The sequence below is a fragment of the Microbacterium sp. LBN7 genome (genome assembly GCF_045690345.1).
GTDB lineage: Bacteria > Actinomycetota > Actinomycetes > Actinomycetales > Microbacteriaceae > Microbacterium.
On sequence record NZ_CP147856.1, the window covers coordinates 2,207,984 to 2,225,062 of the forward strand.

The following is a 17,079-nucleotide window of genomic DNA, read 5'->3' on the forward strand; positions in this document are numbered from 1 at the left end:
CGATGCCCCTGAGCAAGGCCATGAACGCCGGTCTGCGCAAGGCCATGGAGAACGACCCGAAGGTCATCCTGATGGGGGAGGACATCGGCAAGCTCGGCGGCGTCTTCCGCGTCACCGAGCACCTGCAGCGCGACTTCGGGGAGAAGCGGGTGCTCGACACCCCGCTCGCCGAGTCGGGGATCGTCGGCACGGCGATCGGACTCGCGATGACCGGTTTCCGTCCGGTCATCGAGATCCAGTTCGACGGGTTCGTGTTCCCCGCGTTCGACCAGATCACCACGCAGCTGGCGAAGCTGACCAACCGGCACGAGGGGAAGCTCTCGCTGCCGATCGTGATCCGCATCCCGTACGGCGGGCACATCGGCGCGGTCGAGCACCACCAGGAGAGCCCGGAGGCGTACTTCACGCACACCCCGGGGCTGCGGGTGGTCTCGCCGTCGACGCCGAACGACGCCTACTGGATGATCCAGGAGGCGATCGCCTCGAACGATCCCGTGATCTTCATGGAGCCGAAGAGTCGCTACTGGCCCAAGGGCGAGGTCGAGCTCGACGCCTCTGCCGCGCCGCTGCACGCTTCGCGCGTCGTGCGCACCGGCAGCGACGTCACGCTCGTCGGCCACGGCGCCATGGTCACGACGCTGCTCCAGGCCGCGGCGCTCGCCGAAGCCGAGGGCACGAGCTGCGAGGTCGTCGACGTGCGATCGCTGTCGCCGGTCGACTACGAGCCGATCCTCGACTCGGTGCGCAAGACCGGTCACATGGTCTACGCGCAGGAGGCGCAGGGCTTCACGAGCCTCGGCAGCGAGATCGCCGCGACCGTGATGGAGCGCGCGTTCTACGCGCTGGAGGCTCCGGTGCTGCGCGTCTCCGGCTACGACACCCCGTTCCCGCCCGCGAAGCTCGAGGGCGTGTATCTTCCGGATGCCGACCGCATCCTCGAAGCCGTCGACCGCTCCCTGGCCTACTGATGTACTCCTTGGTCACCTTTCCCCGGTCATTGAGCGAGGAGCGAAGCGACGAGACGAAATGCGTCCAGCACGTTTCGTCTCGCTTCGCTCGCTCAACGACCGCGAACCAGTAAGGAACTCGCTCATGAGCACGCAGAACTTCAACCTCCCCGATGTCGGCGAGGGCCTGACCGAGGCCGAGATCGTGTCGTGGAAGGTCGCCCCGGGCGACACCGTCGCGATCAACGACGTGATCTGCGAGATCGAGACCGCGAAGTCGCTCGTCGAGCTGCCGTCGCCGCACGCCGGCGTCGTGGGCGAACTGCTCGCGGCCGAGGGGACGACGGTCGAGGTCGGCTCGCCGATCATCACCTTCACCACGGCGGATGCCGCTGCAGCGCCCGCGGTCGCGGTCGCCCCGGCACCCGAGGAGGGCGGCGGTTCCGTGCTCGTCGGCTACGGCACCGGGGGAGGAGCGACCTCGCGCCGCAAGCGCCCGGCCGAGCGCGCCGTGCGGTCATCCGTCGGCGTCATCGCGAAGCCCCCGATTCGCAAGCTCGCCCGCGACCTCGGCGTCGATCTCACCGCAGTCGCCGCCACCGGTGCCGACGGCGAGGTCACGCGTGACGACGTCGTGAAGCACGCCTCGCAGGCGAGCGTGTTCCGCAACATCGAGACGCCCGAGTGGGGCGAGGTGCGCGAGGAGACGGTTCCCGCTCCGCAGAGCGCCCCGGCCGGACTGGCCCGCGGGCTCGCGCCCGCTGAGGCTCCCGCTGGCGCGAGCGACGACGGGCGCACCGAGTCCATCCCGGTCAAGGGCGTGCGCAAGGCGACGTCGTCGGCGATGGTGCAGAGTGCCTACTCCGCCCCGCACGTGACGGTCTGGAAGGAGATCGACGCGAGCCGCACGATGGAGCTCGTCAAGCGTCTCAAGGCCTCGCCCGACTACGCCGACATCCGCGTCTCGCCGCTGCTGATCATGGCGCGCGCCGTCATCTGGGCGGCCCGCCGCACGCCGATGGTCAACGCGGCGTGGATCGAGACGGATGCCGGGGCCGAGATCTCCGTGCGTCACTACGTGAATCTCGGCATCGCGGCCGCCACCCCGCGCGGCCTGCTCGTGCCGAACATCAAGGACGCGCAGGACCTCGGCATGAAGGACCTCGCCCGCGCGCTCAACCGCCTCACGCTCACGGCTCGCGAGGGCAAGACCTCGCCGGCCGACCAGCAGGGTGGCACGATCACAATCACCAACATCGGCGTGTTCGGGATGGATGCCGGCACCCCGATCATCAACCCCGGCGAGGCCGGGATCGTGGCCATGGGCACGATCAGCCAGAAGCCGTGGGTCGTCGACGGCGAGGTGCGTCCCCGCTGGGTGACGACGGTCGCCGGCTCATTCGACCACCGCGTGATCGACGGCGACGGCATGAGCCGGTTCATCGCCGATGTGGCATCCGTGCTGGAGGAGCCGGCGCTGCTCGTCGACTGATCCGCGGGCTCTGCGGCGTCGGCATCCGACGCCCGGCGAAGGGGATCCCACGATCTGAAGGAGCGCTGTTCGCGCAGGCTCCTTCGCATCGTGAGATCCCCTTCGTTTCATGCTTCCGCATTCGCGGGTTGACAAAACCCGTCCTCAGGACTCATGATTCATGGGTGCGAGAACGTTCTCGCAGAATCGCAACTCCGAAAGGCTCAAAGATGCGCACCCGAACGACGTTGTCCGCACTAATGCTCACGGCTCTCGCCGCAGCGACCCTCAGTGGATGCTCCGCCCCGGCGCCGTCCGACGGCGATGTCTCTGCCGCTCCTACGGACGCGGCGCAGGTGACCGGGCCCCTCAACATCGCCTGCTCGCAGCAGGAGGATTTCTGCCAGAGCATCACCGCCGCCTTCTCTGAGGCCACTGGAATCGACGCGACCTACGTGCGCCTCGGCTCCGGCGAGGTCCTCGCTCGGCTGGAGACGACGCCGGGCGAATTCGATATTTGGTCCGGTGGACAAGCCGAGAACCACCTCATCGCCGACGACCGCGGTTTCATCGAGGCCTACGTCTCACCGAACGCAGAGAAGCTCCCCGCGCAGTACAACGATGCGGACGGGATCTGGTCCGGGTTCTACACGGACTCCGTCGGCTTCTGCTCGAACAAGGCGGAGTTGAAGAAGCTCGGCGTCGACGCTCCCACATCCTGGGACGACCTTCTGGATCCGGCGCTGAAGGGCGTCGTCTCGATGCCCCACCCGGCGACGGCGGGCGTCGGCTACATGGCGATGTACACCGTCGAGACGTTGAACGATGGCGACACCGATGAGACGGTCGACTACTTCCAGGAACTCAACGAGAACATCCTGCAGTACTCGAAGTCCGCGGCCACCGGCACCGAGCTCACTGGCCGCGGGGAGGCGGCAGTCGCGATCTCGCTCGACTCCGACTGTGTGAAGGCCAAGGAGGCCGGATACTCCGACCTGGTCGTCACCTACCCGAAGGAAGGCACCGGATACGAGGTCGGTGCCGTGTCCGTCCTGAAGGATGCACGGAACGCCGCGGCGGCGCAGGCCTACATGGACTGGATTCTGACGGTGGACGCGCAGGACCTCTATGCCGACGTGCCCTCCTTCGCGGCACCGACGCTGCCGGACGCCGAACGAGGCGAGACGGTTCCGGATCAGGAGAAGGTCGACAAGGTCGACTGGGATCTGCAGGATGCCGCCGACAGCCGCGACGCTCTCGTCGGACTCTTCGAGAGCGACATCGCGTCGTCCGCAACCGCGCAGTAATCCACGGGCGAATGCCGGAGCGATCTGCGTCCGCCCCCACTCACGGGACTCACCATGAACTCACTTCCTCTTCCGCAGCAGGAGACGGCGACCGCCACTCTCGTGCGCACCAGGCGCAGCAGGCGAATCCACGTAACGGCGCACCGCAGCGCAGGCGTGTGGCTCGTGCTCGCGATCGTGCTCGCCTGCCTGACTCTTCTGCTCGGTCTTCCTGTCGGCAAGCTCCTCCTCGCGGGTGCGTCCGCGGACGGACTCGCGGCAATCACTGCGGTCGTCGTCGGGAGTGACGCGCGTGCGCTGCAGAACTCGCTCCTGCTCGGCCTGTGCGTCGGCATCATCGGCACGGCCGTCGGCTTCATCACGGCATACGCGCAGGTGTTCCTGGAGTTTCCCGGCAAACGTCTCCTGCACTGGCTCACTCTGCTTCCACTGATCTCGCCGCCGTTCGCGGCGGCGACCGCGATCATCACGCTGTTCGGTAGACGTGGGCTCATCTCCTACCAGCTGTTCGGAATCGAGCTCGACATCTACGGGCTCCCGGGACTGATCATCGTGATCGCGATGACGTTCACCCCGCTCGCGTACATGAACATCCGCGGCATGATGGAGAACCTCGATCCGTCGATGTTCGAGGCCGCCGCCTCACTCGGCCTCTCCGAGCTCCGTACGCTCTTCCGTGTCACGATCCCCATGGTCGTGCCCGCTCTGCTGACCTCGTTTCTGATCCTCTTCGTCGAAGCTCTCGCCGACTTGGCCAACCCCCTGGTCATCGGCGGAGACTTCCGAGTGCTCGCCAGCCAGATCTACTTCGCGATCGCCGGAAGCGGTGACATCGCCAAGGCGGCCGGGCTTGCAGTGGTGCTCCTCGTTCCCTCGCTCCTCGTCTTCGTGATCCAGAAGTACTGGGCGGGGAAGAAGTCCGTGATCACGGTCTCGGGCAAGCCGGCGGGAGCGTTCCGGCCGATCCGCAGCCGGTCCGTGCGGATGCCGGTGCTGATCCTCGCGAGTCTCTGGATGGCGCTCGTGGTCATCGTCTTCGGCACCATCCTCGTCGGCGGATTCGTGTCCATCCTCGGCGTCAACAACACCTTCACCCTGGACCACTACGAATTCGTGTGGCGCCTCGGAGCCGATGCCATGCAGACCACGTTGCTCATGACGCTCGTGGCCGCGCCCATCGCCGCCGCGCTCGCGGTCCTCATCGCCTGGCTTGTCGTCCGACACTTTCAACGCTTCGGTCGCGTGCTCGATTTCGTCGGAATGCTCGGCTCCGCGATCCCCGGGACCGTTCTCGGGCTCGGGTTCGCACTCGCCTACTCGCAGCCCACCTACTTCCTCGGCGCGACCGTCCTCCCGGCACTCGCCGGTGGTCTCGCCGTGGGCGGAGGTTCTGCCGCGATCATCATGGTGTTCATCGCTCGAGGGATCCCCACCGGACAACAGGCCTCCATCTCGGGACTGAAACAGATCAATCCGCAAGTGGATGAGGCCGCGATCTCTCTCGGGGCGGGCCAGCTCGCCACTTTCGTGCGGGTCTCGCTGCCGCTGATCACTCCGGCGATCGTCACGGCCGTGACCTATGCGATCACCAAGTCGATGACGACGATCACGGCCATCATCTTCATCACCACGCCGCAGACGAAGGTGATGACCTCCCAGATCCTCGATGAGGTCGACGCCGGGCGATTCGGCAACGCGTTCGCGTACTGCACCGTCCTCATCGCGATGGTCCTGGTCATCCTGACGCTGACGACGCTCCTCCTTCGCAGGCTCAACCGATCAAAGAGAACGAAGCAATGACACGCACAGAGCAGACCACGACGAACGACGGCAGCAGCGAGAAGGAAGCCAGAGCGCTCGGTGCCCTCGAACTCCGTGATGTCGACAAGACCTACTCGACCCGCCGCGCCGCGGGTAAGGCCGTCGACGGATTCAGCCTCTCGGTGGAGCCGGGGCAGTTCGTGACGCTCCTCGGCCCGTCCGGCTGCGGCAAGACCACGACGCTGCGAATGATCGCCGGCTTCGAGACGCCGACCGGGGGCGACATCCTCATCGACGGTCGTTCCGTCGTCTCGGTCGCGCCGAACAAACGCCCCATGTCGATGGTGTTCCAGTCATATGCGCTCTTCCCCCACCTCAACGTTCAGGACAACGTCGGATTCGGACTCACCGCCCGGCATGCGAGCAAGATCGAACGGAAGCGGCGCGTGGATGCCGTCATGGAACTGATGGGTATCGCTCAGTACGCTGTGCGATACCCGCATGAGCTGTCCGGCGGACAGCAACAGCGGGTGGCACTTGCCAGGGCCGTGGTGATGGAGCCGAGCATTCTCCTGTTCGACGAGCCGCTGTCGAATCTCGACGCGAAGCTGAGAGTGCGGATGCGCGAGGAGATCCGAGGACTGCAGCAGCGTCTCGGCATCACCTCGGTGTTCGTGACGCACGACCAGTCCGAGGCGATGACGATGTCCGACATCGTCGTGGTCATGAAGGATGGGCGGATCAGGCAAGTCGGAACGCCGCAGGACATCTATCACCGTCCGGCCGACACGTTCGTCGCTTCCTTCCTCGGGACGGCGAACTTCCTCGACGCCGTCATCGACAACGTGGAGGAGGTCGACGGCGCGAGCTTTGCGACCATGTCCATCGGCAGCCAGACCGTCATCGTGCCCTGCGCCGACGACGTCGTGGCGGGCGAGAGCACAAAGGTTCTCATCCGCTCCGAGAACCTGCACATCATCTCGCCTGAGGCGAGCGCCGGTGGGCACGCCTTCCCAGGGACGATCCGCTCGACCTCTTTTGACGGATCCATCACCAGATACACGGTCGACACGCTCCAGGGAGTCCTCCACGGCCAGGCCCCCGGAACGGAGACGCCGATCGGTCTCGGCGCGTCCGTGCGATGCGTCTATGACCCGTCGGACGCATGGGTCGTGGGGGAACGCGAGTGACGCGCCTCGGCGGCGGGTCGTCGGGCGGGCGGAGGTAGGAGGCGTGCAGCGATTCTTCGACCTCCCGCATGCGCAGTGGCGTCGCATGGACCGTTGTCTGCACCTCTACGCGATCCCCGAGCCATCGAGTGAGCTGCTCAGCGCATCGGATGAAGCGATCGCAGCGCTCCGGGAGATTCAGGGCATCGAGGTCCAGCCCCCGGAGTTCGTTCACGTGACTTTGCAGCGACTCGATGCCTACGAGGAGGACCTCCGTGCCCCGGCATGGCGGAAGCTCCTCGCGGCGGCACCGTCCGTGCTGTCTCATCGGCGGACGTTCGAGCTGGCGTTCGAGAAGCCACGCGCGATGAGTCACGCGGTGGAGGCGGTCGCGGAGGGCGGCGTCCACTGGGCGAGGCTGATAGCCGACATCAGGCAGATGGTGCTCGCGCACCTTCCGGACGGCGTTCTCGTGCCGCCGCCGCTCGTTCCGCACTACTCTTTGGCCTACTGCACTGAGGACCGATCGGACGAACCCGTCGAGAGTGCGCTGAAGCCCACCGCGACGCGCACGCGCATGCGCGTCGCTGAGGTCTCACTCGTCTCGGTCACGCAGGCTCCGCGCGAGGGCAGGTTCTCCTTCGACGTGCTGGAGCGCTGGCCGCTCGGCGATAGACTTCCTCCGTCGCGTCTCGCACAAGAGCAGGAGCATGTCCGGTGAATTTTCGCCCCGCTGTCGGGCTCACTGACGTCGCGAAGGCCGCCGGGGTCTCGGTGGCCACCGCGAGTCGAGCACTGCGCGGGGCGGACCGGGTCAGCCAGGAGACGGTTGCTCTGGTGCGCGAGACGGCCGCTCGCCTCGGATACGTCCCCGACAAGAGGGCGGTGAACCTGCGAAGTCACACGCCCGCGGCTGTGGGACTGCTCCTGCGCAGCGCTGAGCTCTCCTTCTACGGCGCCATCGCCGCGCAGATGCAGTCGGAGGTCGACTCTCACGGCATCGACCTGCTGATCGCCAACGGCGGAGACGACCGGAGCTCGCAGTCGCGAGCGATCGAGACTTTGGTCGGGCACCGTGTGGCGGGCATCGTCTTCGCTTCTGGCCGCGCAGCGCCGGAAGCGATCGAGAAGGCCGCGGCATCCGTCCCCACCGTTCTCGTCGGCGCCGTCTCCTCGGTGGAAGGCATCGCTTCGGTCGTCATCAGCGGGGAAAGCGAGGCGCAGATGGCTCGTGCCGTTCTCGAGGCCGGCCATAGGCGTGTGGCGGTGACGAGGTCCCTGGTGGCAGGGACAGCAGTGCTCCAACGCCGGTCGGAGCGGTACGAGGAGACGTTGCGTCTCGGTGAGGCCCGTGTTCTCGCCCTGGAAGTCGGTGATGGACAAGCGGGACTCACCGAGCAGGTGGATCGAGCGCTGCGACAGGGGGTGACGGCGATCATGGCCGGCGACGATCTCACGGCGCTGCACATTCTCGAGATCCTGGCGGAGCGAGGTGTCCGGTGTCCGGAGGAGATCTCTGTGACGGGTTTCGATGGCGTCGGTGTACTGCAGTCGCCTCTGTTCGGACTGACGACGATGAAGCAGCCGGTGAGGGACCTGGCCGCCACCGCCACCGCATTGCTACTCGCTCGTCTGACGGGAGGTCCGGCGACGGCGACGCAGGACAGCATCCCGGGGCGGTTCGTGCCAGGGCGCACGCTGCGCAACCTTCAGCGCAGCGAGTACCCGCCGTCGACGTAGAGCGTCGAGCCGGTCGTGTAGCCGTTCACGAGCAGGTGGATGACGGCATCCGCCACTTCGCCCTCGGTGCCGGGGCGGCGGAGCAGCGTGTCGGCGCTGAACTGCGCGAACGCAGCCGCGCGCGCCGCCTCGTCGCGGTTCGCCCAGAGGTTCCCGTCGATCGTCCCGGGTGACACGGCATTGACGCGCACCGGGGCGAGTTCCACGGCCAGACCGCGAGCGAGCCCTTCGATCGCCGCATTCGCGGCGACGTACGCGGGCGCCGCAGCGGGAGGGCGCACGCTCGCCGCCCCGGACATCAGCACGATCGAGGCATCGGGGGAGAGCAGGTCCAGGGCGGCGCGCACGACCCGGTACTGACCCCAGAACTTCGACTCGAAGGGGGAAGCGGCCGCCTGCGGATCCAGGTCCCGCATCGACCCGACGACATAGTCGGCCGCGGTGGTGAAGATCCCGTCGACGGTCGGGATGTCGGCGAAGAAGCGGGTGACCGACTCGTCGTCGGAGGTATCGACCGTGTTCCACCGCGCCCGCGGGCCGAGTTCGGCGACGGCCGCCTCGAGACGGCTCGGCGTGCGGCCGCCGAGCACGACCTCGGCTCCGAGGGCGATGGATCGCCGTGCGACCTCGAGGCCGATTCCGGAGCCGCCCCCGATGAGGACGACCGTCCGATCGCGGAGGCGTGCGTCGAGGGGGTCTGTGGAGAGGGACATGCATCCATTCTGCGACGCCTTCATCGACGCGCGAATATGCGGTGTGCACATCCGTCACGAGAATCAGTGCACTCTGCACGTTCCTGTGCGATGGCTGCACGGATACCGTGGCCGCAACCCGTCCACATGACTCTGGAGAACACCATGGCCACCACGGCACACGCCGACGATTTCGCCCTCAGTCGCGTCCGTCCGGAAGCGCAGAAGCCCTGGTTCGGGATCGCGGTCCAGCGATTCGGTCAGGTCTCCGCCCTCTCGCAGTTCCTGCTGGGCGCCACGCTCGGCTACAGCATGACGTTCGGCGAGGCCTTCCTCGCCCTCCTCCTCGGTTCGATCATCCTCGAGGTGATCATGTGCATCGTCGGCATCATCGGCCAGAAGGAAGGGCTCAACACGGCCCTGTTGGCACGATGGACCGGATTCGGAGAGGTCGGCGCCTCCCTCGTCGGCCTCGCCATCGGCATCAGCCTGATCGGGTGGTTCGGCATCCAGAGCGCGATCTCCGCCGAGTCGCTCGATGCGCTGCTGCCCGGCGTCATGCCGATCTGGGCCTGGAGCCTGCTCTTCGGCCTCGCGGTCACGGCGATCGTCGCCTTCGGATTCAAGGGCATGCAGTGGCTCGCGAACATCACGGTACCGCTCTTCCTGATCCTCGTCGGGTGGTCGATCATCAGCGAACTCGTCGACCACGATCTCGGCGAGCTGATCACCGGACCCGCTCCCGGCCCCACGATGAGCGTCTTCGCCGGCACGGGCATCGTCGCCGGAGGGCTCATCGTCGGCGCGATCATCACCGCCGACATGACGCGCTTCAACCGGTCCCGTGCCGACGTGATCAAGCAGACGGTGGTCGGCGTCTCGCTCGGCGAGTTCGTCATCGGGCTCGCGGGAGTGCTCCTGGCGCACGCCGCGGCCTCGGGCAACATCGTGGCCATCGTCACCTCGTCGATCGGCTTCGTGGGTCTGATCATCGTGATCACGGGCACGCTCAAGATCAACGACTGGAACCTGTACTCGTCGACGCTCGGACTGGTCAACTTCATCTCGACCGCGTTCAGCAAGAACCTCCACCGCGTCACCACGACGATCGTCCTCGGCGTCGTCGGCTCGGTGCTCGCCGCCGTCGGCATCCTCGGCCAGTTCTCGGGCTTCCTCATCATCCTCGGCGTCGCCTTCCCGCCGATCGCGGGCATCATGGTCGCCGAGTACTTCATCGTGCGCCGCTGGCGTCCCGAGCTGGACGCGAGCAGGGAGACCGGACGCCTCCCCGACACGGCACCGCGCATCGTGCCGGCCACGCTCGTGATCTGGCTGGTGTCGGCCGTCGTCGGCTACGTCGTCACGTGGGGCATCCCGCCCGTGCTGTCGCTGCTCCTCTCGATGGTCCTGTACGTGATCGCGGGCAAGCTCGGCTGGGTGCGCGGCATCGGCACCGCCCGCACGGCGCAGCCGGAGCTCGAGACGGATGCCGCCCCCGACGCGGTCCCCGGTCTCGGCGCCACCAACTGACCCACCGCAAGAGAAGCAACACACGCAGCAGAAGCAACAGAAAGAGAACCACCCTCATGCACATCGGAATCGATGTCGGCGGAACCAATACCGATGCCGTGCTCATGGACGGCACCCTCACCCTGGCGGCGGTGAAGCACGCCACGACGGAGGATGTCACGAGCGGCATCGTCCAGGCGATCGACGCCCTGCGGTCCGGGCACCACTTCGACGGGGACCACATCTCCGCCGTGATGATCGGCACGACGCACTTCATCAACGCGCTCGTGGAGGCCAAGCGGCTCGCGCCGACCGCGGCGCTCCGGCTGGGCCTCCCCGCCACGAAGGCCCTTCCGCCGCTCGTGGACTGGCCCGCCGGACTCGTCGAGGCGATCCAGGGCCGGAGCTACCTCGCCCACGGCGGCTACGAGTTCGACGGGCGGCCCATCTCCCCGCTCGACCCGGACGAACTCCGCGCGCACGCCGCGGACATGCGCGCCAACGGCATCCGCTCCGTCGCCATCTCTTCAGTCTTCAGCCCGGTCAATCACGACCTGGAGGTCGAGGCGGCGCAGATCATCGCCGAGGAGCTCGGCGATGACGTCGCCATCTCGCTCTCTCATGAGATCGGACGGATCGGGCTCCTCGAGCGGGAGAACGCCACGATCATCAACGCCGCCCTGCGCGAGCTCGCGTCGGAGATCGTCGACGGCCTCACGGCCGCGGTGCGCCGGCAGGGGATCGAGGCCCCGATCTTCCTCAGCCAGAACGACGGCACGCTGATGGACGAGGACTACGTGCGCCTGTATCCGGTGGCGACCTTCGCGTCGGGGCCGACGAACTCGATGCGAGGCGCCGCCCTGACCAGCGGTCTCGCGACCTGCGCCGTGGTGGACATCGGAGGAACGACCACCGATATCGGACTGCTCATCAACGGGTTCCCCCGCGAGACGGCGAACGAGGTGAAGGTGGCCGGCATCCGCACCAACTTCCGGATGCCGGACGTGCTGTCGATCGGAATCGGCGGCGGATCCATCGTCGACGAGGAGACCGGCGAGGTGGGGCCGGAATCCGTGGGCTACCGGCTCACGACCGAGGCGCTCGTCTTCGGCGGGTCGACGCTCACCGCGACCGACATCGCCGTCGCAGCCGGTCGGGCCGACATCGGCGACGCCTCGAAGGTCGCGCACCTCGATCGCGCGTTCGTCGAGCGGGTGCTCGAGCGGATCGGCGAACGGGTCGCCGAGGCGGTGGACCGCATGCGGACCTCGCCCGAGCCGATCCCGGTGGTCGCCGTCGGTGGCGGATCGATCCTCGTCTCCGGCGAGCTGCCGATCTTCGGTGCCGTGCAGCGGCCCGAGAACTACGCGGTCGCGAACGCGATCGGCGCCTCCATCGCCCAGGTCGGCGGCGAGATCGACAAGGTCTACGCGATCGAGCCCGGTCGCCGAGAGGAGGCCATCGCCGCAGTGCGCGCGGAAGCCGTCGACAAGGCCATCGCCGCCGGCGCCTTCCCCGCCTCGGTCGACATCGTCGACTTCGACGAGGTTCCGATCCCGTATCTCCCCGGCAACGCCACCCGCATCCGGGTCAAGGCCGTGGGCGACCTCGACATGGGCGGTGTGCGATGAGCTGGACGATCACCCGCGACCTGATCCCCGGGCTCGCCCGCGGTGCCGCCGTGCTCGGCACGGGCGGCGGCGGCGACCCGTACATCGGTGCCCTGCTCGCCTCGCAGGCCCTGCGCCTGCACGGCGATGTCACGGTCGTGTCGCTCGACGAGGTGCCGGACGACGCGCTCGTGCTGACCGTGGCGATGATGGGTGCGCCCACGGTCATGGTCGAGAAGCTGCCGAGTCTCGACGAGGTCACCGCCCCCGTGCGGGCACTGGGAGCCGCACTCGGACGAGCTGTCACGCACATCGCCTGCGCGGAGGTCGGCGGCGTCAACTCGACGATCCCGATCGCCGCGGCCGCCGCGCTCGGTCTGCCGCTCATCGACGGCGACGGGATGGGCCGCGCGTTCCCCGAGCTCCAGATGGTGCTGCCGACGCTGTACGGCATCGATGCGTCGCCGCTCGCGTTCAGCGATGAGAAGGGCAACGTGGGCGTGCTGAACACCGTCGACAACAGCTGGACCGAGCGCATCGCCCGCGTCGCCTGCGTGGAGATGGGCTGTTCCGTGATGATCTCCGGCTTCCGGATGTCGGGGGCGCAGGCGCGCGAGGCGCTCGTCGCCGACTCCCTGTCGCTGTGCCGCGAGATCGGCGAGGGCATCGACTCTGCGCGGGAGGCCAAGACGGATCCCGTCGCGCGGGTGGTGGCTCTTCTCGGCGGACGGGAGCTGTTCGAGGGGAAGGTCGTCGACGTGGAGCGCGCGACCACCACGGGCTTCGCCCGCGGCAGGGCGAGGATCGAGGGTGCGGACTCGGCACTGGAGCTCTCGTTCCAGAACGAGCACCTCATCGCGACGCTCGACGGACAGACCCTCGTGACGACACCGGACCTCATCATCGTGCTCGACCACGACTCGGGTGAGCCGATCACGACGGAGGGACTGCGCTACGGGCAGCGGGTCCGCGTGATCGCCGCACCGAGCGATGAGCGCTGGCACGGCGCCGCCGCGCTGGCGATGGTCGGGCCCGGCTACTTCGGGTACGACCTGCCCTCCCATCGATTCGACGGCCGGGTCGAGACCCTCGTCGAGGAGGATGCCGCGTGAGCTGGCAGCTGACCGGTGCGGATCTTTCCGACCTCGCTCGCGGCGCCACGCTGCTCGGAACCGGCGGTGGAGGGGACCCGTACATCGGCAAGATGCTGGTCGAACAGGTCCTCGGCGATCGGTCCATCACGATCCTCGACCCCGAGGATCTGACCGACGACATGTTCGTGATCCCGACGGCGCAGATGGGAGCGCCGACCGTGATGATCGAGAAGATCCCGGCCGGCTTCGAGGCCACGCTCGCCCTGCGCACGCTCGAGGAGCACCTCGGGCGGACGGCGGATGCGACGATGCCGATCGAGTGCGGCGGCATCAACTCGATGATCCCCCTCATGGTCGCCGCCGAGACCGGCCTTCCGGTCGTCGATGCGGACGGGATGGGGCGCGCGTTCCCCGAGCTGTCGATGGAGACCTTCGCGGTCTACGGTGTGCACGGCTCTCCGCTCGCTCTGGCGGGCGAACGGGGCGAGCGCGTGATCATCGACACCGGGGACGACGACCGGCAGATGGAGTGGCTGGCGCGCGGGATCACCATCCGCCTCGGCGGCGTCGGTCACATCGCGGAGTACGCGATGTCGGGCGCGGATGTGAAGCGTACGGCGGTCCCGCGCACCATCTCGATGGCGCTCGCGCTGGGGCGGACGATCCGGGAGGCGCGAGAGGCGCATCGATCCCCGTTCGAGGCGATCGCGGCGACGCTGTCCACGACGCTCTACCCGCACGTGCGTGAGCTGTTCGTCGGGAAGGTGACCGACGTGGAGCGCCGCACGACCGAGGGGTTCGCGCGCGGTACCGCGATCGTCTCGGCATCCGATCCGTCGAGTGACGACCGTCTGGAGATCTCCTTCCAGAACGAGAACCTCATCGCGCGCCGCAACGGCGAGGTGGTCGCCATCGTGCCCGACCTGATCTGCGTGGTGGACCACGAGTCCGCGGAGCCGATCACGACGGAGGGGCTGCGCTACGGGCAGCGCGTGCGCGTGCTCGGCATCTCGACGCCGGAGATGATGCGCACGCCGGAGGCTCTGCAGGCATTCGGGCCCGGGGCGTTCGGGTTGACCGAGCCCTTCTCGCCGGTGGAGGCAGCGGAGGTGGCGAGCCTAGGCTGAGCCCATGCCGGTCACCCTCGATCTCGACAGCCTCCCCGCGCTGGCAACGGGGTTCGCGCTGCTCGGCTCGGGCGGTGGCGGCGGGACGACCATGCTCGAGCTCGTGCTGCGGGACTCCCCGGACTGGCCGATCACCCTGCATGACGTCGACGAGCTGGATCCCGACCTCCCGGTCCTCGGGGCCGCATTCGTCGGGTCGACCATCCTCCTGGGCGAGCGGCTCCCGGGAACCGCCCCCTTTGCTCGGCTCATCGCCGCGGCGGAGCGCTGGTTGGGATATCGCGTTCCGGTGGTCTGCTCGCTCGAGGGCGGCGGACTCAACGGCCTCGCGTCGTTCACGCTGGCCGGCGAGCGGATCATCGTCGACGCCGATCTGACCGGCCGGGCCGTTCCGGCGCTCGACCAGATGTCGCTCCTGGTCGACGGCGTCCCGAACATCATCGTCACGTGCGACACGGGTGCCGGCGGAGTCGCCCTCGTCGAGACCGACCGCGCGCTCGACATCGAACGCATCGTGAGGGCGGCGACGGTCCAGGCGGGCGGTGCCGGCGGCATGGTCTTCGCGGGCTTCACCGTCGGGTCCCTGCGCGAGCACGCGATCGTCGGCAATGCCGCGCATGCGCTCCGGCTGGGAAAGGCGTTCCTCGCCGCCGAGACCGGGCCGCTCGATCATCTCGCCGGGACGCTGGGCGGGCGGCTGCTCGCGGAGGGGCGCATCACCGCGATCGAGATCGACGAGCGGGATCCGCACGTCACCGTCTTCGGCATCGAGGGGAGCGCGGGCGAGGTGCACAGACTCGTGGCCCGCTCCGAGAGCCTCGCGCTGATGACCGACGGAAGGCTCGAAGCCGCGGCCCCGGATCTGGTGGTCGTGCTCGACGCGATCTCGCGCGACATCCTCGAGGTCCCCAGTCTGTCGATGGGCCGGTACGTCGCCGTGATGCAGCTGGATGGACCGGCGTGGTGGTCGCACTCCACCGAGCGCCTTCGCCATGTGGTCCCCTCGGTCTACGGGCTGGATGAATTGGACGGCCTCTCATGAGCGACGCCCTTCTGCTGAGCGCCCTGCTCGCCCATCCCGAGAACGGCGGCGTCCGTGCGATCGCCGGACCGGAGGATGTCGAGTGGACCGGCGTCGTCGTGGAGTCGGACGAGACCCTGCTGCCGTCGGACGGTGCCGGGCGCCTGGTCATCCTCACCGAGTCGCCGCCCGACCGCTCCTGGCAGCAGGACGCGCTCATCCGCCGCACGCGCGATCGCGGCTTCCGAGCCCTCGCGGTGCCCCGTGCCGAGGGGTTCGGCCCGGGTACCCGCGCGCTCGCCGCGCGGCTCGGGTTCACCGTGCTGCACGTCGATCGACCGATCCTGCTGGCGAAGGCCTGCTGGCAGCTGGTCGAAGCGCGCGATGCGCTCGCCCTGCACTACGTGCGGAAGGTCGCGCAGTCGATCGAGTACCACGCGGACAGCCTTGCCGACCTGCTCCGCCACCTCTCCACGAGCGTGCGGCACGGCGTCGCTCTGCTCGATGCCGAGGGCGTGCTGCTCGAATCCGGAGGAGCACTGGCCCCGGACGTGCACGCGTCGATCGATTTCGCCCCGTGGCTCGACATCGTGCGTGCGCCGGGCGGCTCCGCGGCCTCCGTGCGTGTCGACAGTCCGAGCAGAGAGGGTCTGCGACTGGCGTTCTTCGGCGAAGGCCTCGACGAGCGCCAGGTCACCGCGCTCGCGGTCGCCGCCGAGGTGGCGATGCCCGCCGTCGCCGCCCGGATCCTGATCGACGAGGTGGAGGAGGTCAACGACGCCTCGGTGTCGTCGGGAGTGCTGCGGGATTTCGTCGATCTGCGCGGCACACCGGATCTCGACGTGGAGCGCCGCATGCTCGAGCGCGGATGGCGGACGAGCGGATACCACCTCGGCTTCCGGCTCATCGGGCGCACCCGTGTGGACGCGCTCCAGCTCCTCCGCTTCGTGATCGGCGAGCTCGGTCGCATCTCCGTCGATTCGCACGCGACCACGGGTGGTCGCGGCGTGACCGGCTGGCTGACCTTCACCGAGCCGCCGGCGCCGCCGCAGATCGAGCAGTGCGTGGCGGCCCTGCGGGAGCTCCACGTCGCCGCCCGACGCTCGTTCAACGTCGCGACCGGGGTCGGGTCGGTGGCGAACGGCTCCGCGGGGCTCACGACATCGTTGAGCGAGGCGTCCGATGCTTCGAAGATCGCCGTGAACCGCTCGGCCACCGGCTGGTTCGTGCGTGTCGACGGACTCGGGCTCGAACGGCTCCTGCTCGCATGGACCGGCAACGACACGTTCGTCCCGGCGGCGCAGTCGCTCCTCGCGCCGTTGCAGGAGGGACGCGGCGAGTTGTTGACGACCCTGTCGGCGTACCTGGATCATGAGTCGGCCCTCGCTCCGACCGCGGCCGCCCTCGGTCTCCACCGGAACACCGTCGCCAGTCGCATCCATCGCGCACAGGAGCTGCTCGGCGTGGACATGAGCGATCCCGAGGTGCGGTTGGCGCTGCATCTCGCCTGCCGCGCGGTGCGCTGACGGCTCGCGCCCCGAGTCGCGGAAACCAGACGGAGGTGGCGACCTGCGTCTATGGAGAGCGCCTCGGCAGCGGATCACACTGGGGACGGCGAGCGCACGAGGCGT

General features: G+C 68.3%; 14 protein-coding genes. 13 read left to right on the forward strand and 1 reads right to left on the reverse strand.

What is annotated here, in order from left to right:
- Positions 1 to 2 precede the first annotated feature (2 nt).
- From LBN7_RS10605 to LBN7_RS10635, 7 genes are all read left to right on the forward strand, one after another.
- A complete protein-coding gene (locus LBN7_RS10605) occupies positions 3 to 968 on the forward strand; it encodes an alpha-ketoacid dehydrogenase subunit beta (protein ID WP_165807986.1) in 966 nt (321 codons plus the stop codon).
- A 124-nt stretch (positions 969 to 1,092) separates the two neighbouring features.
- Positions 1,093 to 2,439, forward strand: a complete 1,347-nt coding sequence (locus LBN7_RS10610) for a dihydrolipoamide acetyltransferase family protein (protein ID WP_407359602.1) — start codon at positions 1,093 to 1,095, stop codon at positions 2,437 to 2,439.
- A 335-nt stretch (positions 2,440 to 2,774) separates the two neighbouring features.
- Positions 2,775 to 3,725, forward strand: coding sequence for an ABC transporter substrate-binding protein (locus LBN7_RS10615; RefSeq protein WP_341947120.1), 951 nt, complete (start codon positions 2,775 to 2,777; stop codon positions 3,723 to 3,725).
- A 54-nt stretch (positions 3,726 to 3,779) separates the two neighbouring features.
- Positions 3,780 to 5,525: an iron ABC transporter permease gene (locus tag LBN7_RS10620; RefSeq protein WP_341947121.1), complete on the forward strand. Its 1,746-nt coding sequence runs from the start codon at positions 3,780 to 3,782 to the stop codon at positions 5,523 to 5,525.
- Positions 5,522 to 6,676 (forward strand): ABC transporter ATP-binding protein, encoded by a 1,155-nt coding sequence (locus LBN7_RS10625; RefSeq protein WP_407359603.1) that lies wholly within the window; start codon positions 5,522 to 5,524, stop codon positions 6,674 to 6,676. Before LBN7_RS10620 ends, LBN7_RS10625 begins: the two co-directional genes overlap by 4 nt.
- A 43-nt stretch (positions 6,677 to 6,719) precedes the next feature.
- Positions 6,720 to 7,376 (forward strand): 2'-5' RNA ligase family protein, encoded by a 657-nt coding sequence (locus tag LBN7_RS10630; protein ID WP_341947123.1) that lies wholly within the window; start codon positions 6,720 to 6,722, stop codon positions 7,374 to 7,376.
- Positions 7,373 to 8,395, forward strand: coding sequence for a LacI family DNA-binding transcriptional regulator (locus LBN7_RS10635; RefSeq protein ID WP_341947124.1), 1,023 nt, complete (start codon positions 7,373 to 7,375; stop codon positions 8,393 to 8,395). Before LBN7_RS10630 ends, LBN7_RS10635 begins: the two co-directional genes overlap by 4 nt.
- On the opposite strand, the gene LBN7_RS10640 is transcribed toward LBN7_RS10635, so the two are convergent.
- Complete coding sequence (locus LBN7_RS10640; RefSeq protein WP_407359604.1) at positions 8,365 to 9,108, reverse strand: SDR family oxidoreductase; 744 nt, start codon at positions 9,106 to 9,108, stop codon at positions 8,365 to 8,367. The two genes, LBN7_RS10635 and LBN7_RS10640, sit on opposite strands and share 31 nt — an antisense overlap.
- Before the next feature lie 144 nt (positions 9,109 to 9,252).
- Here LBN7_RS10640 and LBN7_RS10645 point away from each other — a divergent pair, with 144 nt between their 5' ends.
- From LBN7_RS10645 to LBN7_RS10670, 6 genes are read left to right on the forward strand one after another with little or no spacing between them, the layout of a single operon-like run.
- On the forward strand, positions 9,253 to 10,617 hold the full coding sequence (locus LBN7_RS10645) for a cytosine permease (RefSeq protein ID WP_341947807.1): 1,365 nt from the start codon (positions 9,253 to 9,255) through the stop codon (positions 10,615 to 10,617).
- A gap of 56 nt (positions 10,618 to 10,673) precedes the next feature.
- Entirely contained in the window at positions 10,674 to 12,227 is a 1,554-nt protein-coding gene (locus LBN7_RS10650; protein ID WP_116633522.1) for a hydantoinase/oxoprolinase N-terminal domain-containing protein, read from the forward strand.
- Positions 12,224 to 13,318, forward strand: a complete 1,095-nt coding sequence (locus LBN7_RS10655) for a DUF917 domain-containing protein (protein ID WP_407359605.1) — start codon at positions 12,224 to 12,226, stop codon at positions 13,316 to 13,318. The genes LBN7_RS10650 and LBN7_RS10655 overlap by 4 nt, the downstream gene beginning before the upstream one ends.
- Positions 13,315 to 14,427: a DUF917 domain-containing protein gene (locus LBN7_RS10660; protein ID WP_116633524.1), complete on the forward strand. Its 1,113-nt coding sequence runs from the start codon at positions 13,315 to 13,317 to the stop codon at positions 14,425 to 14,427. Before LBN7_RS10655 ends, LBN7_RS10660 begins: the two co-directional genes overlap by 4 nt.
- 4 nt (positions 14,428 to 14,431) lie before the next feature.
- Positions 14,432 to 15,469: a DUF917 family protein gene (locus tag LBN7_RS10665; RefSeq protein ID WP_407359606.1), complete on the forward strand. Its 1,038-nt coding sequence runs from the start codon at positions 14,432 to 14,434 to the stop codon at positions 15,467 to 15,469.
- Positions 15,466 to 16,974 carry a CdaR family transcriptional regulator gene (locus LBN7_RS10670; RefSeq protein WP_116633526.1) on the forward strand — a complete coding sequence of 503 codons (1,509 nt, stop codon included), beginning with the start codon at positions 15,466 to 15,468 and terminating at the stop codon, positions 16,972 to 16,974. The genes LBN7_RS10665 and LBN7_RS10670 overlap by 4 nt, the downstream gene beginning before the upstream one ends.
- The last annotated feature ends 105 nt before the right edge of the window (positions 16,975 to 17,079 follow it).

Excerpts from the sequence above, each read along its gene's own strand:
- LBN7_RS10605 (WP_165807986.1), top strand. The coding sequence starts at position 3 with ATGCCCCTGAGCAAGGCCATGAACGCCGGTCTGCGCAAGGCCATGGAG.
- LBN7_RS10610 (WP_407359602.1), top strand. The coding sequence starts at position 1,093 with ATGAGCACGCAGAACTTCAACCTCCCCGATGTCGGCGAGGGCCTGACC.
- LBN7_RS10620 (WP_341947121.1), top strand. The coding sequence starts at position 3,780 with ATGAACTCACTTCCTCTTCCGCAGCAGGAGACGGCGACCGCCACTCTC.
- LBN7_RS10625 (WP_407359603.1), top strand. The coding sequence starts at position 5,522 with ATGACACGCACAGAGCAGACCACGACGAACGACGGCAGCAGCGAGAAG.
- LBN7_RS10640 (WP_407359604.1), bottom strand. The coding sequence starts at position 9,108 with ATGTCCCTCTCCACAGACCCCCTCGACGCACGCCTCCGCGATCGGACG.
- LBN7_RS10645 (WP_341947807.1), top strand. The coding sequence starts at position 9,253 with ATGGCCACCACGGCACACGCCGACGATTTCGCCCTCAGTCGCGTCCGT.
- LBN7_RS10650 (WP_116633522.1), top strand. The coding sequence starts at position 10,674 with ATGCACATCGGAATCGATGTCGGCGGAACCAATACCGATGCCGTGCTC.
- LBN7_RS10655 (WP_407359605.1), top strand. The coding sequence starts at position 12,224 with ATGAGCTGGACGATCACCCGCGACCTGATCCCCGGGCTCGCCCGCGGT.
- LBN7_RS10665 (WP_407359606.1), top strand. The coding sequence starts at position 14,432 with ATGCCGGTCACCCTCGATCTCGACAGCCTCCCCGCGCTGGCAACGGGG.
- LBN7_RS10670 (WP_116633526.1), top strand. The coding sequence starts at position 15,466 with ATGAGCGACGCCCTTCTGCTGAGCGCCCTGCTCGCCCATCCCGAGAAC.